At 74.3% G+C, this 25,419-nt stretch carries 30 protein-coding genes; 3 read left to right on the forward strand and 27 right to left on the reverse strand.

All coding sequences use genetic code 11. The features are described from left to right. The first annotated feature begins 346 nt into the window (after window positions 1–346). The 3 genes from AB0N29_RS18515 to AB0N29_RS18525 are packed head-to-tail and all read left to right on the forward strand — an operon-like array spanning window position 347 to window position 3,965. A complete protein-coding gene (locus AB0N29_RS18515; RefSeq protein WP_302267733.1) occupies window positions 347–865 on the forward strand; it encodes a 2Fe-2S iron-sulfur cluster-binding protein in 519 nt (172 codons plus the stop codon). Then, window positions 862–1,854 (forward strand): xanthine dehydrogenase family protein subunit M, encoded by a 993-nt coding sequence (locus AB0N29_RS18520; protein WP_302267735.1) that lies wholly within the window; start codon window positions 862–864, stop codon window positions 1,852–1,854. The genes AB0N29_RS18515 and AB0N29_RS18520 overlap by 4 nt, the downstream gene beginning before the upstream one ends. After that, window positions 1,851–3,965, forward strand: a complete 2,115-nt coding sequence (locus AB0N29_RS18525; protein WP_364869037.1) for a xanthine dehydrogenase family protein molybdopterin-binding subunit — start codon at window positions 1,851–1,853, stop codon at window positions 3,963–3,965. Before AB0N29_RS18520 ends, AB0N29_RS18525 begins: the two co-directional genes overlap by 4 nt. Window positions 3,966–4,035: 70 nt before the next feature. On the opposite strand, the gene AB0N29_RS18530 is transcribed toward AB0N29_RS18525, so the two are convergent. The 27 genes from AB0N29_RS18530 to AB0N29_RS18660 form a co-directional block, all read right to left on the reverse strand. Then, window positions 4,036–4,317: a hypothetical protein gene (locus AB0N29_RS18530; protein WP_302267738.1), complete on the reverse strand. Its 282-nt coding sequence runs from the start codon at window positions 4,315–4,317 to the stop codon at window positions 4,036–4,038. Next, window positions 4,314–6,362 (reverse strand): flagellar biosynthesis protein FlhA, encoded by a 2,049-nt coding sequence (gene flhA / locus AB0N29_RS18535; RefSeq protein ID WP_364869041.1) that lies wholly within the window; start codon window positions 6,360–6,362, stop codon window positions 4,314–4,316. Before flhA ends, AB0N29_RS18530 begins: the two co-directional genes overlap by 4 nt. Before the next feature lie 82 nt (window positions 6,363–6,444). After that, window positions 6,445–7,590 (reverse strand): EscU/YscU/HrcU family type III secretion system export apparatus switch protein, encoded by a 1,146-nt coding sequence (locus AB0N29_RS18540; protein ID WP_364869044.1) that lies wholly within the window; start codon window positions 7,588–7,590, stop codon window positions 6,445–6,447. Then, window positions 7,587–8,354 carry a flagellar biosynthetic protein FliR gene (locus AB0N29_RS18545; RefSeq protein WP_364869047.1) on the reverse strand — a complete coding sequence of 256 codons (768 nt, stop codon included), beginning with the start codon at window positions 8,352–8,354 and terminating at the stop codon, window positions 7,587–7,589. The genes AB0N29_RS18540 and AB0N29_RS18545 overlap by 4 nt, the downstream gene beginning before the upstream one ends. Before the next feature lie 12 nt (window positions 8,355–8,366). Then, a complete protein-coding gene (gene fliQ, locus AB0N29_RS18550; protein ID WP_302267744.1) occupies window positions 8,367–8,636 on the reverse strand; it encodes a flagellar biosynthesis protein FliQ in 270 nt (89 codons plus the stop codon). 7 nt (window positions 8,637–8,643) lie between these two features. After that, the gene (gene fliP / locus AB0N29_RS18555; protein ID WP_364869051.1) at window positions 8,644–9,540 is read right to left on the reverse strand and encodes a flagellar type III secretion system pore protein FliP; all 897 of its coding nucleotides are present in this window, start codon (window positions 9,538–9,540) and stop codon (window positions 8,644–8,646) included. Then, on the reverse strand, window positions 9,537–10,103 hold the full coding sequence (locus AB0N29_RS18560; protein WP_364869054.1) for a flagellar biosynthetic protein FliO: 567 nt from the start codon (window positions 10,101–10,103) through the stop codon (window positions 9,537–9,539). The genes fliP and AB0N29_RS18560 overlap by 4 nt, the downstream gene beginning before the upstream one ends. 7 nt (window positions 10,104–10,110) lie before the next feature. Beyond that, window positions 10,111–10,944, reverse strand: coding sequence for a flagellar motor switch protein FliN (gene fliN / locus AB0N29_RS18565; protein ID WP_364869134.1), 834 nt, complete (start codon window positions 10,942–10,944; stop codon window positions 10,111–10,113). Window positions 10,945–10,949: 5 nt separating this feature from the next. Further along, a complete protein-coding gene (locus AB0N29_RS18570) occupies window positions 10,950–11,915 on the reverse strand; it encodes a flagellar motor switch protein FliM (protein WP_364869057.1) in 966 nt (321 codons plus the stop codon). A 113-nt stretch (window positions 11,916–12,028) separates the two neighbouring features. Then, complete coding sequence (locus tag AB0N29_RS18575) at window positions 12,029–12,469, reverse strand: flagellar basal body-associated FliL family protein (RefSeq protein WP_302267750.1); 441 nt, start codon at window positions 12,467–12,469, stop codon at window positions 12,029–12,031. After that, a complete protein-coding gene (locus AB0N29_RS18580; RefSeq protein WP_364869061.1) occupies window positions 12,466–13,383 on the reverse strand; it encodes a flagellar motor protein MotB in 918 nt (305 codons plus the stop codon). The genes AB0N29_RS18575 and AB0N29_RS18580 overlap by 4 nt, the downstream gene beginning before the upstream one ends. 1 nt (window position 13,384) lies before the next feature. After that, the gene (locus AB0N29_RS18585; RefSeq protein ID WP_302267752.1) at window positions 13,385–14,152 is read right to left on the reverse strand and encodes a MotA/TolQ/ExbB proton channel family protein; all 768 of its coding nucleotides are present in this window, start codon (window positions 14,150–14,152) and stop codon (window positions 13,385–13,387) included. Beyond that, on the reverse strand, window positions 14,152–14,472 hold the full coding sequence (locus AB0N29_RS18590) for a flagellar FlbD family protein (protein WP_302267754.1): 321 nt from the start codon (window positions 14,470–14,472) through the stop codon (window positions 14,152–14,154). The genes AB0N29_RS18585 and AB0N29_RS18590 overlap by 1 nt, the downstream gene beginning before the upstream one ends. A gap of 115 nt (window positions 14,473–14,587) precedes the next feature. After that, window positions 14,588–15,403 carry a flagellar hook-basal body complex protein gene (locus AB0N29_RS18595; protein ID WP_302267756.1) on the reverse strand — a complete coding sequence of 272 codons (816 nt, stop codon included), beginning with the start codon at window positions 15,401–15,403 and terminating at the stop codon, window positions 14,588–14,590. Window positions 15,404–15,457: 54 nt separating this feature from the next. After that, window positions 15,458–15,928, reverse strand: a complete 471-nt coding sequence (locus tag AB0N29_RS18600) for a flagellar hook capping FlgD N-terminal domain-containing protein (protein WP_364869067.1) — start codon at window positions 15,926–15,928, stop codon at window positions 15,458–15,460. Between the two features lie 8 nt (window positions 15,929–15,936). Continuing rightward, the gene (locus AB0N29_RS18605; protein ID WP_364869070.1) at window positions 15,937–17,169 is read right to left on the reverse strand and encodes a flagellar hook-length control protein FliK; all 1,233 of its coding nucleotides are present in this window, start codon (window positions 17,167–17,169) and stop codon (window positions 15,937–15,939) included. Then, window positions 17,166–18,110, reverse strand: coding sequence for a transglycosylase SLT domain-containing protein (locus AB0N29_RS18610; protein ID WP_364869073.1), 945 nt, complete (start codon window positions 18,108–18,110; stop codon window positions 17,166–17,168). Before AB0N29_RS18610 ends, AB0N29_RS18605 begins: the two co-directional genes overlap by 4 nt. Further along, window positions 18,107–18,571: a flagellar FliJ family protein gene (locus AB0N29_RS18615; RefSeq protein WP_364869076.1), complete on the reverse strand. Its 465-nt coding sequence runs from the start codon at window positions 18,569–18,571 to the stop codon at window positions 18,107–18,109. Before AB0N29_RS18615 ends, AB0N29_RS18610 begins: the two co-directional genes overlap by 4 nt. Further along, a complete protein-coding gene (locus AB0N29_RS18620) occupies window positions 18,568–19,893 on the reverse strand; it encodes a FliI/YscN family ATPase (protein ID WP_364869078.1) in 1,326 nt (441 codons plus the stop codon). Before AB0N29_RS18620 ends, AB0N29_RS18615 begins: the two co-directional genes overlap by 4 nt. Further along, window positions 19,890–20,585 carry a FliH/SctL family protein gene (locus tag AB0N29_RS18625; protein WP_364869081.1) on the reverse strand — a complete coding sequence of 232 codons (696 nt, stop codon included), beginning with the start codon at window positions 20,583–20,585 and terminating at the stop codon, window positions 19,890–19,892. Before AB0N29_RS18625 ends, AB0N29_RS18620 begins: the two co-directional genes overlap by 4 nt. After that, window positions 20,569–21,582 (reverse strand): flagellar motor switch protein FliG, encoded by a 1,014-nt coding sequence (fliG, locus tag AB0N29_RS18630; RefSeq protein WP_302267769.1) that lies wholly within the window; start codon window positions 21,580–21,582, stop codon window positions 20,569–20,571. The genes AB0N29_RS18625 and fliG overlap by 17 nt, the downstream gene beginning before the upstream one ends. Continuing rightward, entirely contained in the window at window positions 21,582–23,162 is a 1,581-nt protein-coding gene (gene fliF / locus AB0N29_RS18635) for a flagellar basal-body MS-ring/collar protein FliF (RefSeq protein WP_364869085.1), read from the reverse strand. Before fliF ends, fliG begins: the two co-directional genes overlap by 1 nt. Continuing rightward, window positions 23,162–23,500 carry a flagellar hook-basal body complex protein FliE gene (gene fliE, locus AB0N29_RS18640; protein WP_364869088.1) on the reverse strand — a complete coding sequence of 113 codons (339 nt, stop codon included), beginning with the start codon at window positions 23,498–23,500 and terminating at the stop codon, window positions 23,162–23,164. The genes fliF and fliE overlap by 1 nt, the downstream gene beginning before the upstream one ends. Then, on the reverse strand, window positions 23,500–23,892 hold the full coding sequence (locus AB0N29_RS18645; protein ID WP_302267773.1) for a flagellar basal body rod C-terminal domain-containing protein: 393 nt from the start codon (window positions 23,890–23,892) through the stop codon (window positions 23,500–23,502). The genes fliE and AB0N29_RS18645 overlap by 1 nt, the downstream gene beginning before the upstream one ends. After that, the gene (gene flgB, locus AB0N29_RS18650; protein WP_302267774.1) at window positions 23,892–24,263 is read right to left on the reverse strand and encodes a flagellar basal body rod protein FlgB; all 372 of its coding nucleotides are present in this window, start codon (window positions 24,261–24,263) and stop codon (window positions 23,892–23,894) included. The genes AB0N29_RS18645 and flgB overlap by 1 nt, the downstream gene beginning before the upstream one ends. A gap of 283 nt (window positions 24,264–24,546) precedes the next feature. Continuing rightward, window positions 24,547–25,041, reverse strand: coding sequence for a hypothetical protein (locus tag AB0N29_RS18655; protein WP_302267775.1), 495 nt, complete (start codon window positions 25,039–25,041; stop codon window positions 24,547–24,549). Beyond that, complete coding sequence (locus tag AB0N29_RS18660; protein ID WP_364869094.1) at window positions 25,038–25,409, reverse strand: response regulator; 372 nt, start codon at window positions 25,407–25,409, stop codon at window positions 25,038–25,040. Before AB0N29_RS18660 ends, AB0N29_RS18655 begins: the two co-directional genes overlap by 4 nt. Window positions 25,410–25,419 lie beyond the last annotated feature (10 nt).

The raw sequence follows: 25,419 nt of genomic DNA on the forward strand, positions 1-25,419 counted from the left end.
TCCACCGCAACCACAGCGGTCGACCCCCGCCGGCCGTGGGCCGAGAAGCAGGCGCGACCAGGACCTCGACCACAGCGGCGCGCAACCACACGACTCGAGAATTGGACCTGCCCTGGCACCACCCGGCGGCCCGACGACCACCCCGGCGCCCTGCGCACCTCACCGGGTCTCGACGACGCTCGCCAGCGCTCGCTGCTCGACCAGCGGCCGCACCCCGAGGCTCTGCGCACCTCACCGGGTCTCGACGACGCTCGCTGGCGCTCGCTGCTCGACCAACGGTCTCGGGTCTCGACGACGCTCGCTCGCGCTCGCTGGTCGTCGGCGCGCGGGTGGGTACCTCGTCGCCATGGATGCGGACATCACCCTCACCGTCGACGGGCAGGAGCGGACCGTCACGGTCGACACCCGGACGACGTTGCTCGACGCGCTGCGCGAGCGGCTCGGCGTCAACAACCCCAAGAAGGGGTGCGACCACGGGCAGTGCGGGTCGTGCACGGTGCTGCTCGACGGGCGCCGGCACCTGACCTGCCTGGCGCTGGCCGTCGCGCACGACGGTGCCGAGGTGACGACCGCGGGCGGGCTGGCCGGGAGCGACGGCGGGCTGCACCCGGTGCAGCAGGCGTTCCTGGACCAGGACGGCTACCAGTGCGGCTACTGCACGCCCGGGCAGGTCTGCTCGGCCGTCGGCGTCCTCGACGAGATCGAGCAGGGGCACCGCAGCCACGTCACCGACGACCTCGAGGCCGACCCCGAGCTCACCGACGAGGAGGTCCGCGAGCGGATGAGCGGCAACCTGTGCCGCTGCGGCGCGTACGCCGGCATCGTTGCGGCCGTGAAGCAGGCCGGGCAGGCGGGCGCGGCATGAAGGAGCTGACGTACCACCGCGCCACCGACGCGACGGCGGCCGTCGCCCTCGTCTCGGGCGACCCCGACGCGCGCTTCCTCGGCGGCGGCACCAACCTGGTCGACCACCTCAAGCTCGGCGTCACGTCGCCGACGACGCTGGTCGACGTCAGCCGGCTCCCGCTCGACGAGGTCACCGAGCTGCCCGACGGCGGCCTGCGGGTCGGGGCCAACGTCCGCAACAGCGACCTCGCCTCCCACCCGGCGGTACGCCGCGGCTGGCCGGTGGTGACCCGGGCGCTGCTCTCCGGGGCGTCGGGACAGATCCGCAACCAGGCGACGACCGGCGGCAACCTGCTCCAGCGGACCCGCTGCGTGTACTTCCAGGACGTCACCACCCCGTGCAACAAGCGGGAGCCGGGCACGGGGTGCAGCGCGATCGGCGGCTACGGCCGCTACAACGCGATCCTCGGGGCGAGCGGGTCCTGCGTGACCACGCACCCCTCGGACCTCGCCGTCGGCCTGGCCGCCGTGGACGCGACCGTCGTGGTGCTCGGCCCGGACGGCGAGCGCCGGGTCCCCATCGGCGACTTCCACCGGCTGCCCGGGGACCGGCCCGAGCAGGACACCACGCTCGCCCACGGCGAGCTGGTGACCGCGGTGGAGCTGCCGGCCAGCCCGGTGGCGGCGCGCTCGACGTACCGCAAGGCGCGGGACCGGGCGTCGTACGCCTTCGCGCTGGTCTCCGTCGCCGCCGGCGTCGAGCTCGACGGCGGCCGGGTCCGCGACGTGCGGATCGCCTGGGGCGGGGTCGCGCACAAGCCGTGGCGGGCGGAGGTCGCCGAGGAGGCGCTGCGCGGGCAGTACCTCGGCGAGGACGCGGTGCGGCAGGCCGCCGAGGCCGAGCTCGAGGCCGCCGTCACCGACGAGCAGACCGCCTACAAGGTCGCGATGGTCCGCAACCTGACCGCGCTCACCCTGACGAGCCTCGCGGAAGGAGCCGCCCGATGACCGCCAACGAGGTCACGCCCACCCCGGTCGCGCCGAGCTCGATCGGCACCAGCCTGCTGCGCCGCGACGGCGTGGAGAAGGTCACGGGGTCGGCGGCGTACGCCGTCGAGCACCCCGTCACCGGTGCCGGCGGCGAGCCGCCGCTCCAGGCCTGGCTGGTCACCTCGACCGTCGCCCGGGGCCGCGTCGTCTCGATCGACCGGAGCGCCGCCCTGGCGCACCCCGGCGTCGTCGCGGTGGTCGACCACACCGACGCCCCGCGGCTGGCCGAGACCAGTGACCGCGAGCTGGCGATCCTGCAGGACGACGTCGTCGACTTCCGCGGGCAGATCGTCGCGATCGTCCTCGCCGAGACCGCCGAGTCCGCCCGCGAGGGCGCCGCGCTCGTGCGCGTCGAGCAGGAGGCGCAGCCGCACGAGGTGGTCTTCGACGCGGACACCCCGACGTACGCCCCCGAGCAGGTCAACGGCGGCTCGGAGACCGACACCCTCGACGGCGGCCCCGACGAGGCCCTGGCCCGGGCGGTGGTGACCGTCGACGCGACCTACACGACGCCGTACGAGTTCAACAACCCGATGGAGCCGCACGCCGCCACCGCGCTGTGGGACGGCGAGCGGCTGACCCTGCACGACTCCACCCAGGGCCCGCGCCCGGTGCGCGGCACGCTCGCGCCGATGCTCGGGCTCGAGGAGGAGCAGGTGCGGGTGCTCGCGCCGTACGTCGGCGGCGGGTTCGGCTCCAAGGGGCTCCCCCACGCCCCGGAGATGGCGGCCGCGATGGCGGCGATGACCGTCCCGGGCCGGCCGGTCCGGCTGGCGGTGACCCGCCAGCAGATGTTCGCGCTGACCGGCTACCGCACCGCCACGCGCTCCCACGTACGGTTCGGCGCCCACCCCGACGGCCGGATCGAGGCGCTGCGCCACGACACGGTGTCGCAGTCCTCGCGGATCAAGGAGTTCGCCGAGCAGGCCGCCGTCCCGGCTCGCGTGATGTACGCCGCGCCGCACCGCGCGACCACCCACCGGGTCGCGGAGCTCGACGTGGCGGTCCCGTCGTGGATGCGGGCTCCCGGCGAGATGCCCGGGATGTTCGCCCACGAGGTCGCGATGGACGAGCTCGCGCTGCACACCGGTGTCGACCCCGTCGAGCTGCGCGTGCGCAACGAGCCGGACGTCGACCCCGACACCGGCAACCCGTGGGGCAACCGTCGCCTGGTGGAGTGCCTGCGGCGCGGCGCCGAGCGGTTCGGCTGGGCCGACCGGCCCGCCGAGGCCCGCGCGACGGCCGACGGCGAGTGGTGGGTCGGCACCGGCATGGCCGCCTCGACGTACCCGATGCTGTGGATGCCCGGCAACGTCGCCCGGGTCCGCTCCCTCGACGGCGGCCGGTACGGCGTGGCGATCGCCGCCACCGACATCGGCACCGGCGCCCGCACCGTGCTCGTCCAGATCGCGGCCGACGCGCTCGGCTGCCCGCCGGAGGCGATCGACCTCGACATGGCCGACAGCGACCTGCCCTTCGGCTCGGTCGCGGGCGGGTCCTCGGGCACCACCTCGTGGGGCACCGCGATCGTGGCGGCCGCCCAGCAGTTCCGCGCCGACCACGGCGACCACCCCGACCCGGGCGTGGAGACGACGGCGGCCTCGGGGCAGTACGCCGACATGGACGGCCATGCGCTGCACTCCTTCGGCGCCGTCTTCTGCGAGGCGCGGGTGCACCGCTACACCGGCGAGGTCCGCGTGCCCCGGCTGCTCGGCGTGTACTCCGTCGGCCGCGTGGTCAACCCGCGCACGGCCCGGTCGCAGCTGCTCGGCGGCCTGGTGATGGGGCTCTCGGCGGCGCTGTTCGAGGACGGCTGGCGCGACCCGCGCACCGGCCACACGGTCACCCAGGACCTGGCGACCTACCACGTGGCGGCGAACGCCGACGTCAAGCAGATCGAGGCCGAGTGGCTCGACGACGTCGACGAGCTGTCCACGCCGATGGGGTCCCGCGGCATCGGCGAGATCGGGATCGTGGGCACCGCCGCGGCGGTCGCCAACGCGACGTACCACGCCACCGGTGTGCGGGTCCGCGGCCTGCCGCTGACCGCGGACCACTTCCTCGACTAGGACCGCGGCACCGGGTCGGGGCCGACCCAGGGCCGACCCAGGGCCGACTCAGGGCCGACTCAGGCCCGGCTCAGGCTCCGGCGCCGGGTCCGTCGACGGCGGGCAGCACCGCAGTGGGGTCCAGGGCGTCCTGGTCCCCGCTGCCCGTCCCGGCCTCCTCGGCGCCGGCGCCGGCGGGCGGCGGCCCCACCAGGAGCGCGAGCGCGGAGAGCGCGGCCCAGGCGAGGGCGGCGACGACGACGTAGCGGACCGCGGCCGTCTCGACCGGCAGCTCGCCGACGAGCGCCGACCACAGGGCGGGGGCGGTGAGCACGGCGGCGACGCCGAGCACGGGGACGGAGAGCGGCTTCACGAGCCCACCTCGATCATCGCCTCGCCGGAGACCACGCCGACCGAGCGGACCTGCGCGGAGCCGACGAGCTCCTGGTAGGACAGCACCGGCAGCCGGTCGACCTGCTGGTGGACCAACCGGCGCAGCGCCGGCCGGATCTGCGGGGCGCAGACCAGCACCGGGCGCATGTCGGCGTTCTCCGCCTCGATGAGCAGCTGACCCAGCCGGGTCACCACCGACTGGGCGAGCACCGGGTCGAGGAGGAGCACGTTGCCCTCCTCCCCCAGCCGCATCGACTCCAGCATCTGCTGCTCCAGGCGCGGGTCGAGGCTGATCACGTGGACCACCCCCTCGCGCAGGTGCGGTGCGACGACGGCGGGCCCGAGCGCGACCCGGGCCGCCTCGACGAGGGCGTCGTGCTCCTTGCTGTCGGCGGCGCGCAGCGAGAGCGCCTCGTAGATCCGGACCAGGTCGCGGATCGACACCCCCTCGTCGAGGAGCGACTGCAGCACCCGCTGCACCTGGCCGAGGCTGAGCAGCGTCGGGGTCAGCTCGTCGACCACGACCGGGTGCGTCCGCTTGAGCACGTCGGTGAGCAGCCGGACGTCCTCGCGGCCGAGCAGGCGGCTGGCGTGGGTGTTGACCACGTGGGAGAGGTGGGTGGTCATGACGGCGGTCCGCTCGACCACGGTCGCGCCGCCGATCTCGGCCTGGTGGGCGAGCTCGGCGGGGATCCACTTCGCCTCGAGGCCGAAGACCGGCTCCCGGGTGAGCTCGCCGGGCAGCGACGCGAGGTGGTCGCCGATCGCCAGGACCGTGCCGCGCGGCGCCTCGCCGCGGGCGACCTCGATGCCGAAGAGCTTGATGACGTAGGTGCGCAGCGGGAGCTCGAGGTTGTCGCGGGTGCGCACCGGCGGGATCAGCACGCCGGTCTCGAGCGCCACCTTCCGGCGCAGCGCCTTGACCCGCTCCAGCAGGTCGCCGCCGTGCTCGCGGTCGACGAGGTCGATGAGGTCCGCGGAGAGCTCCAGGCTGAGCGGGTCGACCTGGATCTCCGCGGCGAGCAGCTCGGGGGTGTCCCGCGGGGCGGCGGCGAGCTCGGGGGCCTGCTCCGCCGCGGCGTCGCCGGAGGACTCGTCGATCCGGGTGGAGACGAGGAGGAAGGCGCCGCCGGCGAGCAGGAACGGGATCTTCGGCATGCCGGGCACCAGGCACAGGGCGAGGGCGGAGCCGCCCGCCACGCGCAGCGGCGTCCGCTGCCGGGTGAGCTGGCGGATGATGTCGGAGCCCATGTCGCCGTCGCCGACGCCGCGGGTCACCACCAGGCCGGTCGCCACCGAGAGCAGCAGCGCCGGGATCTGGGAGACCAGGCCGTCGCCGACCGAGAGCAGGCTGTAGGTCTGCACCGCGTCGCCGGCCGACATCCCCCGCTGGGCCATGCCCACGGCGAAGCCCCCCAGCAGGTTGACCAGCGTGATCACGATCGCGGCGATCGCGTCGCCCTTGACGAACTTCGAGGCGCCGTCCATGGCGCCGTAGAAGTCCGCCTCGGCGTGCACCTCGGCCCGGCGCCGCCGCGCCTGCTCCTCGTCGATCAGGCCGCTGTTGAGGTCGGCGTCGATGGCCATCTGCTTGCCCGGCATCGCGTCGAGCGTGAACCGCGCGCCGACCTCCGCGACGCGGCCGGCGCCGTTGGTGATCACGACGAACTGGATGACCAGCAGGATCGCGAAGACGATCAGGCCGACGATCAGCGAGCCGCCGACGACGAAGTGGCCGAAGGTCTCGATCACCTTCCCCGCGTCGCCGTGCAGCAGGACCAACCGGGTCGCGCTGACGTTGAGCGCCAGCCGGAACAGCGTCATCACGAGCAGGACCGCGGGGAACGCCGCGAAGTCGAGCGGGCGGCTCACGAACATCGCGGTGAGCAGGATCAGCAGCGCACCGGTGATGTTCAGCGCGATCAGCAGGTCCAGGACGATCGCCGGCAGCGGGATCACCAGCATGACCACGATGAGCACGATGCCGAGCGGCACGCCGAGCTGGGTCAGGCGCTTCAGGGACAACGCGGGTGGCTCCTCGGGGAGGCTGCGGGCGGCGCCGTCCCTGGCGCGGGTGGGGGCCGTCCTGGTCCCCTGCTGCCCACCCCTATCGGCCGGGCAGCGCCGCGGCTGAGGAGTTCCGCGGACGACGACGGCCGCTCGTCACCGCAGGCAGGTCGGCCGTCGCCCGCGGGGTCCGGTGCTCGCCCCCGCGCTGCCCCCGCGCGCGCCGGCTGATCACGAACGCGAGCACCTGCGCGACGGCCGCGAACAGCTCGGCCGGGATCTCCCGGCCGACGTCGGTGGCGGCGTACAGCGCCCGGGCGAGGGGTACGTCGCGCACGAGCGGCACGTCGTTGGCCGCCGCGGTCTCGCGGATCCGCTGGGCGACCAGCCCGGCGCCGCGCGCGACCACGCGCGGGGCCGGCGAGCCCTCGTCGTACCGCAGGGCGACGGCGACGTGCGTGGGGTTGACCAGGACCACGTCGGCGGTCGGCACGTCGGCGAGCATCCGGTTGCGCGACGCCGCGAGCTGGCGCGAGCGGATGGCGCTCTTGACCAGCGGGTCGCCCTCGGTCTGCTTGTGCTCCCTCTTGACCTCGTCCTTGCTCATCCGGGTCTGCTTGCCGATCCGGCGGCGCTGCACCGCGTAGTCGACGACCGCCATCAGCAGCCCGGCGATCGCGATGTTGCGCAGCATGGTGAGCGCCTCGCCGCCGACGATCTCCAGCACGACGCCGACCGGCACGAACCCGCCGAGGACCGGCATCATCGCGTCGACGCCGAGCCAGACCAGGCCGGCGACCAGGGCGCACTTGACCAGCATCTTCGCCCCCTCCCACCAGGCCTGCGGGCCGAAGATCCGCTTGAAGCCCTTGATGGGGTCGAGCTTCTTGAGGTTCGGCGTGACCGTCTTGGTGGCGACGAAGAACCCGCCCTGCGCCAGCGCGCCGGCGACCCCGACGACCATCACGCAGCAGCCGAGCACCACCAGGGTGAGCAGGATGTGCCCGCCGGCCTCGGCGAGCAGCTCGAGCGCCATCGGCACGTCGGCGCCCTCCGCGGAGCTCAGGCACCGCTCGAGCAGGGCCGACAGGGTCTCCAGCTCGTGGCGCAGCAGCGCCGGGACCACCAGCGAGACCAGCAGCAGGGCCGACCACGCGCCGAGCTCCTGGGTGCGCGCGACCTGCCCCTCCTTGCGCGCCTCCTTGCGGCGCTTGGGTGTCGGCTTCTCGGTCTTGTCGTCGCTCACGACGCCCCCACGATCGCGGCCATGGCCTCCAGCGCCGCCTCGACCAGGCGGTCGACCACTCCGGGGAGCACCGGGAAGGACAGCCCGACGAGCAGCAGGGTGAGGCCGATCTTGGCGGGGAACACGACGTTGATCGCGTTCAGCTGCGGGGCCACCTTGGTCAGCAGGGCGAGCCCGAGGTCGGTGATGAACAGGACCGCCGCCATCGGCAGCGCGATCTGGACCGCGGTGATGAAGAACAGCTGGAACACCGAGGTCAGCACCTCCACTCCTCCGGGGAGCTCGGGGCTGCGACCGATCGGGACCGCCGTGAAGGAGCGCAGCAGCCCGCCGACGACGATCAGGTAGCCGCCGCTGACGAACAGCAGGACGGTCGCGAGCCACTGGTGCAGGTTGCCGAGCACGGTGCTGGAGTTCATGCCCAGCGGGTCGAACGCCTGGGCGAGGGAGAAGCCGCCGAAGACGTCGATGAGGGAGCCGGCCGCCGCCACCGCGGTGAAGAGCAGGGAGGTGACGTACCCCATCGCCGCGCCGAGCACCACCTGGGTGACCACGGTCATCAGCAGGCCGATCGTGTCGACCGGGATCCTGCTGTCGCCCAGGGACGGGGAGACCGCGAAGGCCAGCCCCAGGGCCAGCACCACCTTCGCCGCGGACGGGACGGTGCGCGAGGAGAACGGCTGCACGACCGCGAGCCAGGCGATGATCCGCACCGAGGCGACCAGGAACGTCAGCAGCGGCTCGCCGGAGACGGTGAGGGTCATCGCAGGCCCCGGTCAGCCGAGGAGGGCGGGGATCTGGGAGTAGAGCTGCTCGGTGAAGTTCACCAGCGTGTGCAGCATCCAGTTGCCGCTGACCAGCAGCGCGATGCCGACGCCGACGACCTTCGGCACGAACGACAGCGTGAACTCCTGGATCTGCGTCATCGACTGGAACAGCGAGATGGCGAAGCCGATGACCAGCGACGTGACCAGGATCGGGGCGGACAGCTTGAGCGCGACGACCATGGTCTGCATCGCGATCTCGATGATCTCGGTGTCACTCATCGGTCGCTCACCCGTAGCTCCCCACGAGCGCGGTGATGATCAGCGCCCAGCCGTTGACCAGCACGAACAGCAGCAGCTTGAACGGCAGCGACACCATCGCCGGCGGCATCATCATCATGCCCAGCGCCATCAGCGCCCCGCTCACGACGATGTCGATGACGAGGAACGGGATGAAGATGATGAAGCCGATGACGAAGGCCTGCTCGAGCTCGCTGAGGATGAACGCCGGCACGAGCGTCGACATCGCGACGTCCTCGCGGGTCTCCGGCAGCTCGCGGCCTGAGACGTTGGTGAGCAGCTCCAGCTCCTCGTCGTCGGTCTGGGCGAGCATGAAGCCGCGCAGCGGCGCGATCCCGTCCTCCCAGGCCTGGGTGCTCGTCTTGTCGCCGTCGAGGTAGGGCTGGAGGCCGGCGTCGTTGATGTCGGAGAGCACCGGCGCCATGATGAAGAGGCTGAGGAACAGCGCGAGGCCGGCCAGCACCTGGTTCGGCGGGGTCTGCTGCAGGCCGAGCGCGTTGCGGGTCAGGCCCAGCACGATCAGGATCTTCGTGAAGCTGGTGCAGGTCAGCACGATCGCCGGCAGCAGCGAGAGCAGCGTGAGGGTCAGCAGCACCGCGACCGACGTGCCGGGCTTGTCGGTCAGCCCCTCGAGGTCGACGGTGACCGAGCTGTCCCCGCCGTCCGGGCCGTCGGGGCCCTGCGGACCGCCCGGCGGCAGCGCGAGGGCGTGCGGCCCGACCTCCGGCACGTCGCCGGCGACGGCCGCGGCGGAGGCGTGGGCGTGGGCGTGGGCGCCCGCGACGGGCAGGGCGAGCCACAGCCCCGCGGTGACCAGCGCCAGCAGGAGGGCAGCCCCGACGAGCCGTCCCGGCCGGAGCACGGGACGGTGGGCGGCGGCGCTCACGACGCCTGGCCCCGGACCGCCTCGACGGCGCGCCGCCACGTGGCCGGCGACAGCAGCGAGCCGGCCAGCGGGCCGTCGTCCTGCCGGGTGGGCCGGGTGGGCCGGGCCGCGCGTCGTGCGCCGGGGCGGGCCGCCCGGGTCGCAGCGGTCGCACCGGCCGCAGCGGTCGTCCGGGCCAGCTCGGCGGCCTGCTCGTGCAGGACTGCGGCGAAGTACGGCTGGTCGCCCGCCTGGTCGTGTGCCTGCTGTGCCGGACCGTCCGTCGGCTCGCGCTCGACGCCGGGGAGCGCGGTGACCGTCGCGGCCTCGGCGGGGACGAGGTCGGCGCCGTCGAGCTCGGTGATCATCCGGACCTGCTGCTCGGTGACGCCGAGGAGCAGCGTGCGACCGCCCACCGCGACGACGGCGACCGAGGCGTGCCGACCCACGGCCTGGCGGTGGAGCACCGACAGCGGCGCACCGCTGCGGGTGCCGAGGCGGCGCTGGGCGACCCGGGCGACGAGCAGCACCAGCCCCAGGACGACGGCCAGCGAGAAGACCAGCCGCAGGACGAGCTCGAGCACGACGACCTCAGCCCGCGGTCGCGGTCTCGAGGATCTCGGTGACGCGCAGGCCGAAGTCCTCGTCGATGACGACGACCTCACCACGGGCGATGAGGTGGCCGTTGACCAGCAGGTCGGCCGGGCTGCCGGCCGCGCGGTCGAGCTCCAGCACGTTGCCCGGGCTCAGCGCGAGGAGGTCCCGCAGCGTCATCCGGGTGCGCCCGAGCTCGACGGTGACCTCCATGTCGACCTCGTTGAGCATCTCGATGCCGCGGCGCGGCCCCGGGGTGCCGGCGGAGCCGGGTGCGGGCACGGTCAGCGGGTGCGGCGCGGCCGGCGAGCCGGCAGCGGCGGCCACGGGCGCGGCACCGCCGACGGCGGGCAGCGGCACGGGAGTGGGGCCCCCGGCCGCGTGGGCGGCGAGGGTGGGGACCGAGACGAGCAGGGCGGCGGCGATCGTGTCGCCGACGAGCGGCACGACGGCGAAGCCGGCGTCGGTGCCGGCCAGCACGGAGGGGACGACGGCGTCGCGGTCGACCTGGCGCGCGGCCCGCACGGAGGTGCCGAGCACGGCCGCCGCGGCGTCGAGCGCCGGCTGCACCGCTGCCGGGAGGTCCAGGCCGCCGATCGGGCTGGACGCGAGCGCCGAGACCAGGTCGTCGGCGACCAGGAGCCCCAGCACGCCGCCGACGGGACCGCCGAGCTCGGCGACGACGGCGCCGGCGAAGAGCGCGGTCACCTCGGGACCGCCCGGCTGGACGCCACCGGCCTCCAGCTCGTCGGCGGCCGGGATCACCGCGGCAGCCGCCCGGGCGGCGGCGAGCGCGAGCTCGTCGGGGTCGCGGGGCGTACCGGTCGGCATGGTGGTCACGAGAGTTCCTTCGGGGTGGCGACGATGAGGGCGGCCAGGCGCGGGCCCTGGGTGCCGGCGGTGGCGTGGGCGAAGACGGTGCCGTCGACGGCGACGTCGAGGGGCGCGGAGGCCGGGTGGCCCAGGCGGATGACGTCGCCGGGGCGCAGGTCGGCGAAGACCTGGGGGGTCAGCGTGGTCGGCCGGCAGCGGACGGCGACGTCCACCGGCACGTGCTCGAACTGCTGGCGGAGGAGCTCGGCGGCCTGCGCCCGCTGGGCGCGCTCCCGGCCGGAGACCGGAGCGGGCGCCGCGGCGGCCGTCAGGTGCGGCAGCAGCCCGACGAACGGCAGGCACACGGTCATCCGGTGGGCGCGCTCGTCGATGCGGAGCTCGAGGTCCACGACGACGACCACGTCGGAGGCGCCGGCGGCCTGGGCGAACTGCGGGCTGTACTCGACGCCCTCGACCGTCGGCTCGATCGGCACGATCGAGCCCAGCGAGTAGCGCATCTCGCCGAAGAGCCGGTCCATGAGGCCGCTGACGACGCCGCTCTCGATCTCGGTGAGGGGCCGTCGCGGCTGCCGGTCGGACCCGGGCCCGCCGAGCATGTGGTCGATGCAGGCCATGACCGACTCCAGCGGCATCTCGAGGATGCCCCGACCGGCGACCGGGTCGGCACTGAAGAGGGTGAGGTACGTCGTGCTCGGCAGCGACTGGACGTACTCGGCGTACGTGCGCTGGTCGATGCCGCGGAGAGTGACCTGGCAGACGCTGCGCAGCATGGAGGTGAACACCGTGGTCACCTGCCGGCCGAAGCCGTCGAACGCGAGCTGCAGCATCCGCTGGTGCTCGCGGCTGAGCTGGAGCGGCCGGCTGAAGTCGTAGGGCACCGCGACGGCCGAGGCCGAGCGGCCCCGACGGCGCGACCGTACGGCCGAGGGCGCGGCGGTGCGCTCGGCTGCGGACGTCGTCGTGCTCACGGAGGCACCCATCGGTCCTGCGGGCGCGGACCTGAGCACAAACGTGTCGACGGATCTTCAGCTGTCGGGGAGCCCCTCCCCGGTTCCTCCTGTCGGGCCGGTGGTCCCAGCCGTCACTGGGTGACGAACTGGGTGAAGTACACGTCCAGGACCTCCCCGTGGTAGCGGTGGTCCAGCTCGCCCATCAGCTCCTCCTTGAGCTCGTGGCGGTTCTTCGCGCGGACCAGCTCGTCGGCCTCGCGACCGCTGAACAGGTCGATGGTGGCGTCGAGCGCCTTGCTGCCGTCGGCGTGCGCGGCGCCCTCGACCAGCTGCAGCGCGATCCCGACGCTGAGGTAGTGGCCGTCGGCGAGGTTGACCTGCACCGGCTCCATGACCAGCACCTCCCCCGGCACGGGCTCGGCGTCCCCGCCGGGGCGCAGCAGGAACCAGTACGCCGCGGCCGCGGCGACCAGCGCGACGACCAGCAGCAGGACGAGCTTCTTGCGCCCGCCGCCGGACGGCTCCTCCTCGGCGGCAGCGGCGGCCGGGGCCGGCAGCGTGGTGGTGCTCATGAGGGGTCTCCCGAGTCGGTGGTGGGGGGCGTGGGGACGGCAGCGGACGTGGTGCGGGAGGCGTCGCCGTCCGCGAGCCCGGGCAGCAGCTCCCGCACGGCGGCGTCGGCCGGCGAGAGGACGACGATGTCGACGCGCTTGTTGACGACCTGGGAGCCGGGGCGGGCCGGGTCGACCAGCGGTCGGGTCCGTCCGTACGCCGCCACCGAGAGCCGGTCGGTGCGGACCCCGAGCCGCTCCTCGAGGCGGCGCAGCACGGTGACCGCCCGTGCGGAGGAGAGGTCCCAGTCGGTGTCGAAGAAGGCCGGGCTCACGTCGACCTGGTTGGTGTTTCCCGCGATCTCCAGCCGGTCGGGCAGGTCGGCGAGGACGGGACCGACCGCGTCGACGACCCGCTCGCCGCGGGCCGACAGCGTGGCGAGGTCGTTGCGGAACACCACGTGCTTCGAGACCAGGCTGACGACCAGCCCGCGCTCGTCGTACGTCGTCCGCACGTCGCTCTCCAGCCCTCGCCGCCGCAGGGCCGCCCGGACCCGCGCCTCGACCCCGCGCAGCCGGGCGAGCTCGCGCTGCGCGGCGTTGCGGGTGGCGACCGTCCGGTCCACCTGGCTGCCCGGGGCGGCGGCCGGCCGCGGGGTCCGCGGGGCCACCTGCGCGACCGCCTCGGTCCCCGGCTCCTGGAGCAGCGAGGAGCTGCCGTCGAGCACCGCGGACTCCTGGCCGAACCCCATGGCCAGGCTGGCCTTGAGCGCCTTGAACTTCTCCACGTCGGTCTGGCCCATGGCGAAGAGGACGATGAAGAGCACCATGAGCAGCGTGATCATGTCCGCGTAGGTGACCATCCACCGCTCGTGGTTCTCGTGCTCCTCCTCCTCGTGCGGCCGGTGGCGCGACCGGGTGGGCGGGCGGGACACCTCAGGCCGCCTGCGCGGGCTGCTGGTCGGCCGGGAGCAGGGCGACCAGGCGGTGCTGGATGACCCGTGGGTTGGAGCCGGCCTGGATCGCAGCGACGCCCTCGACGATGACCTCCATCCGGGCCACCTCGAGCTCGCTGAGCCGCTTGAGCTTGGTGGCGATGGGCAGCCAGAAGACGTTGGCGGACATGACGCCCCAGAGGGTGGCGATGAACGCGCCGGCGATCGAGTGGCCGAGGGTCTCGGGCTCGGAGAGGTTCTCGAGCACGTGGACCAGGCCCATGACCGTGCCGATGATGCCGATCGTCGGGGCGTACGCGCCGGCGTCGGCGAAGAGCTTCGCGGCCTGCTTGTCGACCTTGCGCTTGGCGGCGACCTCGGCCTCGAGGATGTCGCGGACCTCCTCCGGGTCGTTGCCGTCGATGGCCAGAGTGACGCCCTTGACGAGGAAGGGGTCGTCGATGTCCTTGGTGGCGTCCTCGAGCGCCAGCAGGCCCTCGCGGCGGGCCTTGTCGGCCAGGGAGACGACGGTCGGGACGACGTCGCCCGCGGTCGGGACCTTCGCGGTGAAGGCGCGCTTGGCGGCGCGGACCGACGCCTTGGCGTCGGCGATGGTGCCGCCGGCCATGGAGATGAGCAGGGTGGCGCCGAAGACGAGGAGCATCGGGGGCAGCATCAGCAGGCTCATCGGGCTGCCGCCCTCGAGGATGTTCGCGACGACGATGACGCCGACGGCGCCGCCGACGCCGATGATCGTGGCCTTGTCCATCAGCCCTCCTCCCCCGCGGTCGCGGTCGCGGTCGCGACGGCCGGGTGCGCGGTCACGGTGGCGAGCGGTCGCTCGCGGGCGTCGTCGGCCGGGTGGGCGGTGTCGTCGGCGTCCGGACCGACCCGGACCAGCTCGCTGAGCGCGATGATCTCGGCACGGTGCAGCCGGATCGCGGCGACGACGGCGCGCAGGCTCTCGGACACGACGTACTTCGCGCCGGTGGTCAGCGTGATCACCGTGTCCGGCGTCTTGTCCACGCGCTCGATCAGGTCGGAGTTGAGGACCAGCTCCGCACCCGAGAGACGGGTCAGCGAGATCATGCGTTGCACCATCCTTAGTGCGTCGAGGCGGCAGCCGTCCGTGGCCACCAGGGTCCTGATCGGCACCACCGCGCGGATCCTGAGCGGATCCGCGCGGCGAGGCCGTCGCGGCGGCTCAGCGCTTGAGGTTGACGAGGTCCTCGAGCACCGAGTCCGAGGTCGTGATGACGCGGGAGCTGGCCTGGAAGCCGCGCTGGGCGAGGATCAGGTTGGTGAACTCGGCCGCCAGGTCGACGTTCGACATCTCCAGCGCGCCGGCCATGATCGTGCCCCGGCTGCCCGCGCCGGGGACGCCCGCCTCCGCGGCACCGGAGTTGGCCGAGGCACGGAACGCCGTCTCGCCGACCTTCTCCAGGCCCATCGGGTTGGTGAACGTGGCGATGGCCAGCTGGCCCAGCTGGGTGCTGGTGCCGTTGACGATGCCCATCAGCTTGCCGTCGCTGCCGATGCTCATCGACTCCAGCTCCCCGCCGCCCGGGATGGTGCTGATGTTGATCGGCGCGAGCGCGCCGCCCGCGCCGATGCCCATCACCCGCGCGCCCGACGAGGTGACCAGGTCGCCCGCCTTGTCGAAGGTGAACGCACCGGCCCGGGTGTAGAGCTGCTCGTTGCCGGAGCGGACGACGAAGAAGCCGTCGCCGGAGATCATCACGTCCGTGGCGCGGCCGGTCGTCTGCGCGGAGCCCTGGCCGAGGTTCGTCGCGGTGGCCGCGAGCTGCACGCCGAGGCCGACCTGGATCGGGTTGGTGCCGCCCTGCGCGGCGTTCCCGCCGGAGGCGCCGGTGAGCATCTGGCTCAGCGTGTCCTGGAAGACGGTGGTGCTCGCCTTGAAGCCGGTGGTGTTGGCGTTGGCGATGTTGTTGCCGGTCACGTCGAGCATCGTCTGGTTGACGCGGAGGCCGCTGATGCCAGCGAAGAGGGAGCGCAGCACGGGGGGTTCCTTTCGGGAGGTGGTGCCGAGGGGGTGTGGTGCCGGGGTGGTGCGTCAGTCGGTGGTGTCGGAGGGGGCGGGCGTCGGGGCGGGTGCGCTCGCGGGTGCAGCCGAGTCGCGGACCTGCTGGACCAGGCTCAGCGGGACCTCGGCGCCGTCGACGTCGAGCACCGGGCCGTTCGCGCCGAAGGTGACGCCGGTGACCGTGCCGGTGGCGGTCGTGCCGTCCTCGCGGCCGTAGGTGACCGTGCGGCCGACCATGCCGCTGGCGCCGAAGGCCAGCGAGGCGCCGAGCAGGAGCCCGGTCTGGTCGGCGACGTCCTGCATCTTCTCCAGCGCGGTGAACTGCGCGGTCTGGGAGAGGAACTGCGAGGAGTCGGTGGGGTTCATCGGGTCCTGGTACTTCATCTGCGCGACCATCAGCTGCAGGAACATGTCCTTGTCGGCGGTCGAGCCGGTGCTCGCCGCCGTCTGCGGAGCGAAGACGGACGTGGGGCCGACGCCCTCGGTCGGGGTGATGCTCATGGGTCTCCTCACAGGTCCAGGTCGACGCGCGAGGACGTCCACCCGGTCGGGTCGTGCGGCGCGGTCCGGGAGGTCCCGGACCGGTCGGTCGTGGTCGGCGGGGCGGTCGGTCCCGCGGGGCGGTCGGGTGCGTCCTGGGGCGCCTGGCGGTCGGGACGGTCCTCGCCGCCCGCGGCCCCGCCCGTCTGCTGGCCCGTCTGCTGCTCGGCACCGCCCGTCTGCTGCCCGGCACCGCCCGCGAGGTCACGCACGGTCACCCGGACGTCGGCGGGGCCGGAGGTCTGCAGCAGCCGGAGCAGCTCCTCGGAGCCCTCGCCCAGGGCCTGCAGCGCCTCGTGGCCCGCGGCGAGGTGGACCTGCAGGCCGCCGTCCCGCACGACCAGGTGCACGCGCACCTCGCCGAGCGAGCCGGGGTCGAGGCGCAGCGTCATCCGGTGCGTGCCCTCCCCCGACCGCGCCAGCTGCTGCACGGTGTCGGCGAGCTGCCGGCTGACCGGGGCGGGTGCCGACGCGGGGCCGGAGGCGGTGGCCGCCGGGCCCGCAGGAGCCGCAGCGACGGGCGCGGCGACCGCGGCCGCCTGTCCCGCGGTCACCGTGGTCCCGGACGTCCCGCTCGTCCCGGTGGCAGCGGCGGCTGCCGGCGCCTCGGCCGGCTGTCCCGCCGCGGACGCGTCGCGCTCGCCGGTCGGGGCCGGACCGCCTGCCCCGGCCGGTGCCGCCGCGCTCGTGCCGGCCGGCGGGTCGGCGAGGGCGAGCGGGTGGTCCGCAGCCGGGGCCGGGGCCGGAGCCGGCAGCGCCGCGCCGGGGTCGGTGCCTTCCGGCAGGCCGGCGGCGGGCGCCGGGACGACGCCGTCGCCGGCCACGGCGTCCGCGCTCGTCGCCGCGGGGGTGACCGCCCCCGCCGGCGCAGCCGGCGTCACGACCGGCGTCACGACCGGTCGGACCAGGACGAGGGGTGGCAGGACGAGCGCCGCCTGGAGCGCGACGAGCGCGGCGTCGGTCCGCTCCTCGAGGTCCTCGGCCGGGGCCGGTACCTCGGTGGGAACCGGGACGGTCGCGCCGGTCCCCGCCTCCCCGCCGGCGACGAGCGCGGCGAGCAGGGCGGTGAACTCCGACCCCTCCCCCGCGCCGCCGTCAGTGCCGGGCTGGCCGGCGACGGCGGGGACCGCCGGGGCCGCGGCGCCCGCGCCCGGGAGCGGCACCGGCGTGGCGGTGGCCGGCAGCGCGGTCGTGGTGCTCATGGGGTGCCTCCCACCATGGCCAGGACGGACCTGACGTAGTTCTGGGTCTCCGGGTACGGCGGGATGCCGTCGTAGCGCAGCACCGCGCCCGGCCCGGCGTTGTACGCCGCGAGCGCGAGGTCGGTGCGCCCGAACCGGTCGAGCAGGTCGCGGACCAGCCGGGCCGCGCCGTCGACGGCCTGGGCCGGGTCGAAGCTGTCGGCGACCCCCAGTCCCCGGGCCGTCGCCGGCATCAGCTGCATCAGCCCCTGCGCGCCCACCGGGCTGACCGCGTCGGCGCGGTAGCCGGACTCCTGCCGGGCTATCGCCGAGAGCAGCCCCGCGTCCACGCCGTACGTCGTGGCGGCCCGGTTGAACAGGTCGGCGTACGGCACCGCGGAGACCTGGCCCGCGGCCCGCCCGGAGACGGCCGGGGCCGACTCCGGCAGCACGCGGCGGATCGCCGTGAGGTCGCCGCTGACCTCGGTGACCCGCACCGCGAGACCCGGTCGCGGGGCCTCGATCATCTTGCCGTCGCCGGCGTAGATCGCGATGTGGCTGACCGGGGAGTTGAACGCGAGCAGGTCGCCGGGCTGCGCCTCGGCCAGCGACGCGACCGGACGGCCGGCCTGCGCCTGGTCGCGGGAGACGCGGGGCAGGTCGATGCCGAGGTCGCGGTAGACGAGCTGGACGAGGCCGGAGCAGTCGAGCCCCTTCGCGGGGTCGGTGCCGCCCCACACGTAGGGGACGCCGAGGTACTTCTCGGCCTGCGCGACGACGCGTGCCCCGGCCGGGGAGGCGCCGGGCGCGGGCGCGGCCGGGAGCGCGGTCGCGAGGGCGCCGTCCATCGCCGCGCGGAAGGCACCGGCGGCGGAGGCGGACCGCGCCACGCGGGCGCCCCCGAGCTGGGTGAGCACGCCCTGGATCTCGGCGACGCGGCTGGTCACCGCGGCGACGCTCATCGTCCCTCCTCCGCACGGCGCATGGCGACCGCGCGGCGCAGCCACTGCCGGCCGGCGGCGTCGTCGAGCTCCTTGGCCTCCTCGTGGAGGGCCTCGGCCCGGCGCACGTCGGCCCGCCCCTCGAGCAGTCCTTCGACGGCGGACAGCCGGGTGTGGTCGGAGCGCCAGTGCGCGTCCGCGGCGGCGCGCACGACCTCGGCGGAGTCGAGCCGCCCGCGGGCGCCGCCCACGGCCGCACCGAGCGACTGCAGGGCCGCGCGCCGGGCGACGTACGCCGCGGCGTCGGCGGTGCCGGGGTCCTCGACCCGCGACGCGAGCTCGACCTCGAGGGCGGAGAGGACGAGGGCGTGCTCCTGCTGCTCCTGGAGGGCGCGCTGGAGCCCGAGCCGGCTGTCGCGCTCGCGCACCTCCCGGACGCGCGCGACGGCACGCAGGCCGCGGTCCCGCTCGCGGGCGCTCACGGCGCGACCAGGTCGTGCAGGGCGAGGCGGGTGTCCTCGAGCGGGGTGCTCTCGGACATCGACTGGCGCAGGAAGCCGTCGATGCGGCCCATCCGGGCGATCGCGGCGTCGGCGTCGGGGTCGCTGCCGCCGACGTACGCGCCGATCTCGACCAGCTCCTTGACGTCGCGGTGCGCGGCGAGCATGCGGCGCAGGCGCGTCGCGTCGGCCTGGTGGTCGGCGCTGGTCACCGCGGAGGTGACGCGCGAGATCGACTCGAGCACGTCGATGCTCGGGAAGTGCCCGGAGGTGGCGAGCCGGCGCGAGAGCACGACGTGGCCGTCGAGGATCGACCGGGCGGTGTCGCCGACCGGGTCCTGCAGGTCGTCGCCCTCGACGAGGACGGTGTAGAGGCCGGTGATCGAGCCGGACGGCGAGGTGCCGGCGCGCTCGAGCAGGCGGGGCAGCAGCCCGAAGACGCTGGGCGGGTAGCCGCGGGTCGCCGGCGGCTCCCCCGCGGACAGGCCGATCTCGCGCTGGGCCATGGCGACGCGGGTGAGGCTGTCCATCATCAGCACGACGTGGCGGCCGGCGTCGCGGAACCACTCCGCGATCCGGGTCGCCACGAACGCCGCCCGCAGCCGCTCGACCGGCGGCGCGTCGGAGGTCGCCACCACGACCACCGAGCGGGCCAGGCCCTCGGGACCCAGGTCGTTGTCCAGGAACTCGCGGACCTCGCGGCCGCGCTCGCCGACGAGCGCGATCACGGAGACCTCGGCGTCGGTGCCGCGGGCGATCATCGAGAGCAGGCTGGACTTGCCGACGCCGGACCCGGCCATGATGCCCAGCCGCTGGCCGCGCCCGCAGGGCACGAGCGCGTCGAGCGCGCGAACACCGAGACGCAGCTGCTGGTCGATCCGCGGGCGGGAGAGGGCGTCGGGGGCGTCCTGGTCCACGGTCACCTCGAGCAGGCCGCGCAGGTCCGGCCCGCCGTCGACCGGCCGGCCCAGCCCGTCGAGGACGCGGCCGGTGAGCTGCTCCCCGACCCGGATCCGCAGCGGGCCGCCGGTGTGCCGCACGACGGCGCCGACGCCGAGGCCGCGGGTGTCGCCGAGCGGCAGGCAGGTCAGGCCCTCGGTGCTGCTCGCGCCGACCTCGGCCAGCAGGGGCTGCGGTCCGAGCACCTCGACCAGGTCCCCGACCGCGGCGCGGAGGCCGGTCACCCGCAGGTGCAGGCCGAGCATCTCGTCGACACGACCCAGCACCTCCGGACGCGTGGCGGCGAGCGCGCGGTCGCGCCGGCCCTCCAAGGCGTCGAGGGCGTCCAGGGCGGGCGCGGTCACGACAGCACCTCGCGGACCCGCTCGAGGCGCCGGCTGACGCGCAGGTCGATGACGCTGCCGTCGACCTCGACCATCGCGTCGTCGGGCTCGAGCCGGTCGTCCTCGACGACGCGGACACCCGCCGCGGCCAGCTCGGCGGTCGCCGCGGCGTCCAGCAGGCCGGGGTGGAGCCGCGCGACGACGGGACGGTCGTCCGGGCGCTCGGCCAGCACGCGTCGTACGACGTCGTCGGCCCGGTCCGGCGCGGAGCGGAGCTCGTGGCCGACGAGCGCCTCGGTCAGCTCGCGGGCGAGGGCGACGGCCTGGGCGTGGACGTGCCGCTCGACGTCGCCGGCGCGGGCGGAGAGCTCCGCCGCGGCCCGCCGGAGGCCGGCGAGAGCCTGCTGGTGCTCGGCCTCGCGGCGCTGGTCCTCGGCGGCCCGGTCGGCCTCGCGGCGCAGTGCCGCCTCCCTGGCGACCTCCGCAGCCTCGCGGCGTCCCTCGGCCCAGCCGACGGCGTACCCCTGGGACTGCGCGGCGCGCCGGGCGGTCTCGGCGAGCCCGCTCAGGGTCTCCTCGGTGACCCGGTCGCCGAGCACCGAGCCGGCGCCGAAGCGGGTCCAGGCGCCGGTGCGCAGTTCGGGGGTGCTGGCGACCCGGACGGCCGAGGCCTCCGCGCCGCGCAGCACCGGGGCGTCACTCGACGAACTCATCGTCGCCCCCTCGCCGCACCATGATCTGGCCCTGCTCCTCCAGGTCGCGGATCGTGCGGATGATGGCCTGCTGGGCCTCCTCGACCTGCGCGAGGCGGACCGCGCCGAGCAGCTCGACGTCCTCGACGAGCGTCGCGGACGCACGCTCGGACATGTTGCTCGTGATCTTGTCCCGCACCGCCGTCGCGACGCCCTTGAGCGCCAGGGCCAGCTGGGACCCGTCCACCTGCCGCAGCACCTGCTGCACCGACCGGTCGTCGAGGGTGACGATGTCCTCGAACATGAACATCCGGCTGCGCACCTCGTCGGCCAGCTCGGCGTCGAGCGCCTCGAGGCCCTCGACGATCTGCCGCTCGGTGGCTCGGTCGGAGCGGTTGATGATGTTGACCAGCGGGTCCACGCCACCGACGCGGGAGACCGTGGTCGGCTGCAGCATCGAGGAGAGCTTGCGCTCCAGCGTCGACTCCACGGCCTGGACGATCTCCGGCGACGTGCGGTCCATGACCGCGATCCGGTGGGCGACCTCGGCCTGCTTGTCCGGCTCGAGGCTGGCCAGCAGCATCGAGGCCTTGTCGGCCGTCAGGTGGGCCAGCACCAGCGCGATCACCTGCGGGTGCTCGTCGATGATGAACGAGCGCAGCTGGGCCGGGTCGGCCGCGTGGAGGAACTGGAAGGGCATCTGCACGGCCGCGGCGTTGAGCCGCTCCATGATCTCCGCCGCGCGCTCGGCGCCGAGCGAGTCCTCGAGCAGCTTCTGCGCGTAGCCGAGACCGCCCTGGGCGATGTGGGCGCGCGCGGTCATCAGGTCGCGGAACTCCTCCATCACCGCCTCGCCCTCGGCGCTGCTGATCGAGTCCAGGCGCGCGATCTCGACGGAGATCGCCTCGACCTCCGGCTCGCTGAGCTGCGCGAGGACCTGGGAGGCCTTCTCCTTGCCGACCTGGATCAGCAGCACCGCGGCCTTGCGGGCACCGAGCCCGCTCATCGTCGCGGTCATCAGGGACGCTCCGTGAGCCAGCCGCGCAGCAGCGCGGCGACGTCGTCGGGCTGGCGCTCGATGAGGTCGGTGAGCTCGTCGCGGAGGTCGTCGGCGCGGCTGGCCTCGGACTCCTCCAGCGCGAGGAGGGCCGGCGACGGCTCGAGCGCGGCCTGGGCCTGGCGCCGCTCGCGCAGCTGCTCGACGATGTACGTCGTCTCCTCCTCGCGGCGGCGCGCGCGGCGCCGGCTGCGGAAGGCGAGGAAGACCAGTGCACCGATGACGAGCAGGCCGATGACGGCGTTGCGGATCAGCCGGTTGCGGCTGGCCGCGGCCTCGGCGGCCTTCTCCTCCGCCAGCGCGGCGGCGGCGGCCTCCTCGGCGCTGCGGTCGAAGGGCAGGGACGCGACCGCGAGGCTGTCGCCACGCTGGCGGCTGATGCCGGCGGTGCCCATGACGAGCTGGCGGATGTCGGTCTCGTTGGCCTGCTGCGCCGACATCGAGTCCACGACGACACCGATGCTCAGCTTCTCGATCGCCCCGGGGGTGGACTCGCGGCGCTCGCTGCGGGAGCCCACCGCGTTGTCGCGGGTGGTCTCGGACTTGCGGTAGCTGCCGCTGCCGTCGGCGGCACCGCCCGCAGCGGGGTCCATCTGCCCGTCGGGCCCGACGACCCCGGTCACCCCGCCGGCGGCCGCGCCGTCGTACGTCTCGTCGGTCTCGCTCGAGGACAGCGGCAGCGCCTCGGCCTCCGCGTCGTACTCGACGGTCTCGCTGACCGCCTTGTCGAAGTCGAGCTCCGCGCTGACCTGGACGGTGGAGTTGCCGGGCCCGACCACGCGGTCGAGCATCGACTGGAGGCGGGCGCGGTACTCCTCCTGGACGTCGGCGACCATCTGGGCGCGCGCCGTGCCGTCCGTGCCCGCGGCACCGCCGGGGGTGGAGAGCACCTTGCCGGTGGCGTCGGCGACGGTGACCTGCTCGGGCTCGAGGCCGTCGATGCTCGAGGCGACCAGGTTGACGACCGCCTGCACCTGGCCCGGGTCCAGCGTCGAGCCGGAGCGGGTGTCGACGAGGACCGACGCGGTCGTCGGCACCTGCTCCTCCTCGAAGACCTCCTTCTCGGGGATCGCGAGGTGGACGACGGCGGTCTCGACGCCGTCGATGGACTCGATGGTCGCGGACAGCTCGCCCTCCATCGCCCGCTTGTAGTCCGTGCGCTCCTTGAAGTCCGAGGTGGTCAGGCCCTGGTCGTCGAGCAGCGAGTAGCCGCCGTCGGAGCCGCTGGGCAGGCCCTCGCCGGACATGTCGATGCGGGTGGCGCGGACGAGGTCCCGGGGCACCATGACGGTGGTCCCGTCGCCGGCCAGCTCGTACGGCGTGCCCTGCGCCTCGAGCTGCTCGACCACGGCGCTGGCGTCGGTCGTGGAGAGGTCGTGGTACAGCGGCGCCATGCTGGGCCGGGCCGCCCACTGGAAGACCATGAACCCACCGAGCAGCACCGCGACCGTGCCGATCACGGCCACGACCTTCTGCCCGGTGGTGAAGGCGGCGAAGCCCTGCTGGGCGCGCTGGAGGAACCGGGTGACGTTCTGCTTCATCACACCTGCATCCGCATGATCTCGGTGAAGGCCTCGACCGCCTTGTTCCGCACGGCGACGGTGACCTGCGTGGTCACGGCGGCCTCGGAGGCGGCGATCGTGTAGTCGTGGATGTTCTGCAGGTCGCCGGTGGCGGCCCGCACCGCGAGGTCGTCGGCGGTGCGCTGCACGCCGTCGAGCCGGTCGAGACCGTCGACGAGGAAGCTGGAGAACGACGGCCCGTCGGCCGCCTCGGGGCCCTGCGGCCCGCGGGCACCGGCGACCGAGGTGGTCGGGTCGGTGGAGCGGACCTGGGTGAGGTCGAGCGGCACGAAGCCCTCGATGCCGGCGACGCTCATCAGCGGGCCCCGATCTGCAGCGCGCTGGAGTAGGCGTCCTGGGCGTACTTCGTCGTCTGGACCGACGCCTGGTAGCCGCGCTGGGCGATGATCAGCTGCGACATCTGGCTGGCGAGGTCCGTGGCGGGGGCCCGGACGTAGCCGTCCTCGTCCGCGAGCGGGTTGCCCGGGTCGTGCTCGAGCACGCCCTCGGGGTCGCCCAGCACGATGCCGCGCACGTCGACGCCGCCCGCGGGGTCGGCGCCGGCGACGACCATCTGCGCCTGGAAGGCGTCCTGGTCGGTCGGGACGACGGTGTTGACGTTGGCGATGTTGTGCGCCAGCGCGTCCAACCAGGTCTGGTGCATGCCGAGGCTGGAGCCGGCGATGTGCAGCGTGTCGTAGGCGCCCATCAGGAGGCACCCGCCGCGGTCTTGACCAGGTCGAAGCGGTCGCTCATCGCGCGCGTCATCACCTGGTACTGGTACTGGGTCTGCATGGCGGCCATCGCCTCGTGCCGCAGGTCGACGTTGTTGCCGTCGGCGCCGACCGGGGTCGCGGTCGCGGTGACGCCGAGGTCGATCCCCCGCTCCAGCGAGCGCGCGTCGCCGGACAGGACCGAGGACCGCAGGGCGGTCTCGAAGTCGACGGTGCTGGCCCGGAACCCGGGGGTGTCGACGTTCGCGATGTTGTCCGCGATCACGTCACGCCGCAGCGAGAGTCCGTCCAGGGTGGTGCCGAGCACGGTCGAGACCGCGTCGTGGCCGACGGGCGAAATGGGCACGGCCGTCCTTCCTCAGGTGTGCCATGTGCCAATCCGTCGGCATGGGGGGACGAGCGATCCGTGCTCGCCCTCCTCATCGACCGCCGTCGTCCGCACCTGAGGAGAAACCTCGGACCTCGCGCTCACTCGTCCGCCGCGGCGGGAGCTTCGTCGGCTGGCCGCTGGAACTGTCGCTCGGCCGCTGAAGCTTCATCGTCCCAGCGCCAGGTTCATCGGCTGGCCGCTGAAACGTCCCGGCCCTGGTCGTCCACAGGCGCTCCGCCGGAGCCGTCGCGCGAGCAGGTCAGGTCAGGACGACGGAGAGCCGGCCGCTGCCGTAGCCGGGCACGTCGACCGCGAGGTCCTCGCGGCGCCCGAGGGTGAGGGTGCGGCCGTGCACGTCGCCGGGGAGCGGCAGGCCCGCCGGGTGCAGCGCGTGCAGCTTGAGGTGCGGGGCGTCCGGCACGTTGAACATCGACGCCGCCACGTTGAGCACCTCGTGGAGGTTCTCCGCGAGGGTCTCGTCCAGGCCGCCGGCCTCGAGCGAGGCCTCGGTGGTGGGGAGCGGGAGCAGGGCGATCGCGGCCGCGGCGTACGCCGACAGCGGCAGGTCGCAGACGATCACGGCGCGGACGACGAGCCGGGCGTCGACGTACACCCCGACGCTGGCCGGGCGCTTGCGGCTGACCACCAGGGGCGGGGCGGTGCGCAGCTCGACCTCGCGGCCCAGCAGCCCGCTGAGCAGGTCGCGCACCTCCTTGGGCCCGGGCAGGTGGGTCTCGACCGCCCCGACGGTCACGACGCGACCAGCCCGACGCCGGAGAGCGCCTCGTCGAAGGCCTCGGGGGTGAACGGCTTGGCGATGAGGAACGCCGCGCCGGCCTGCTCGGCCCGCGCGCGCATCTCGTCGGAGCCCTCGGAGGTCACGAAGCCGAACGGCACGGCGTTGCCGGCGCCGCGCAGCGTGAGCAGGGCGTCGATGCCGTTCATCTCGGGCATGTTCCAGTCCGAGAGCACCAGGTCGGGCGCCTCGGTCTGCACCAGCTCGACGGCCTGCCGGCCGTTCTCCGCCTCGACGATGTCGTGGCCGCCGTGGCCGGCCTGGCGCAGGGTGCGGATCACGATCTGGCGCATCACGCGGCTGTCGTCGGCGACGAGGATCTTCATGGGTTCGGCT

This window comes from Nocardioides sp. NPDC092400 (assembly GCF_040684155.1).
GTDB lineage: Bacteria > Actinomycetota > Actinomycetes > Propionibacteriales > Nocardioidaceae > Nocardioides.

Excerpts from the sequence above, each read along its gene's own strand:
- AB0N29_RS18575 (WP_302267750.1), bottom strand. The coding sequence starts at position 12,469 with ATGAGCACCACCACGCTGCCGGCCCCGGCCGCCGCTGCCGCCGAGGAG.
- AB0N29_RS18545 (WP_364869047.1), bottom strand. The coding sequence starts at position 8,354 with ATGACCCTCACCGTCTCCGGCGAGCCGCTGCTGACGTTCCTGGTCGCC.
- AB0N29_RS18645 (WP_302267773.1), bottom strand. The coding sequence starts at position 23,892 with ATGGGCGCCTACGACACGCTGCACATCGCCGGCTCCAGCCTCGGCATG.
- AB0N29_RS18600 (WP_364869067.1), bottom strand. The coding sequence starts at position 15,928 with ATGAGCATCACCCCGACCGAGGGCGTCGGCCCCACGTCCGTCTTCGCT.
- AB0N29_RS18525 (WP_364869037.1), top strand. The coding sequence starts at position 1,851 with ATGACCGCCAACGAGGTCACGCCCACCCCGGTCGCGCCGAGCTCGATC.
- AB0N29_RS18610 (WP_364869073.1), bottom strand. The coding sequence starts at position 18,110 with ATGAGCGTCGCCGCGGTGACCAGCCGCGTCGCCGAGATCCAGGGCGTG.
- AB0N29_RS18590 (WP_302267754.1), bottom strand. The coding sequence starts at position 14,472 with ATGATCTCGCTGACCCGTCTCTCGGGTGCGGAGCTGGTCCTCAACTCC.
- fliE (WP_364869088.1), bottom strand. The coding sequence starts at position 23,500 with ATGAGCGTCGCCGGCATCGAGGGCTTCGTGCCGCTCGACCTCACCCAG.
- AB0N29_RS18660 (WP_364869094.1), bottom strand. The coding sequence starts at position 25,409 with ATGAAGATCCTCGTCGCCGACGACAGCCGCGTGATGCGCCAGATCGTG.
- fliN (WP_364869134.1), bottom strand. The coding sequence starts at position 10,944 with ATGCCGACCGGTACGCCCCGCGACCCCGACGAGCTCGCGCTCGCCGCC.
- fliF (WP_364869085.1), bottom strand. The coding sequence starts at position 23,162 with ATGAAGCAGAACGTCACCCGGTTCCTCCAGCGCGCCCAGCAGGGCTTC.
- AB0N29_RS18605 (WP_364869070.1), bottom strand. The coding sequence starts at position 17,169 with ATGAGCACCACGACCGCGCTGCCGGCCACCGCCACGCCGGTGCCGCTC.
- AB0N29_RS18585 (WP_302267752.1), bottom strand. The coding sequence starts at position 14,152 with ATGGACAAGGCCACGATCATCGGCGTCGGCGGCGCCGTCGGCGTCATC.
- AB0N29_RS18515 (WP_302267733.1), top strand. The coding sequence starts at position 347 with ATGGATGCGGACATCACCCTCACCGTCGACGGGCAGGAGCGGACCGTC.
- fliG (WP_302267769.1), bottom strand. The coding sequence starts at position 21,582 with ATGACCGCGACGATGAGCGGGCTCGGTGCCCGCAAGGCCGCGGTGCTG.
- AB0N29_RS18520 (WP_302267735.1), top strand. The coding sequence starts at position 862 with ATGAAGGAGCTGACGTACCACCGCGCCACCGACGCGACGGCGGCCGTC.
- fliQ (WP_302267744.1), bottom strand. The coding sequence starts at position 8,636 with ATGAGTGACACCGAGATCATCGAGATCGCGATGCAGACCATGGTCGTC.
- AB0N29_RS18625 (WP_364869081.1), bottom strand. The coding sequence starts at position 20,585 with ATGAGTTCGTCGAGTGACGCCCCGGTGCTGCGCGGCGCGGAGGCCTCG.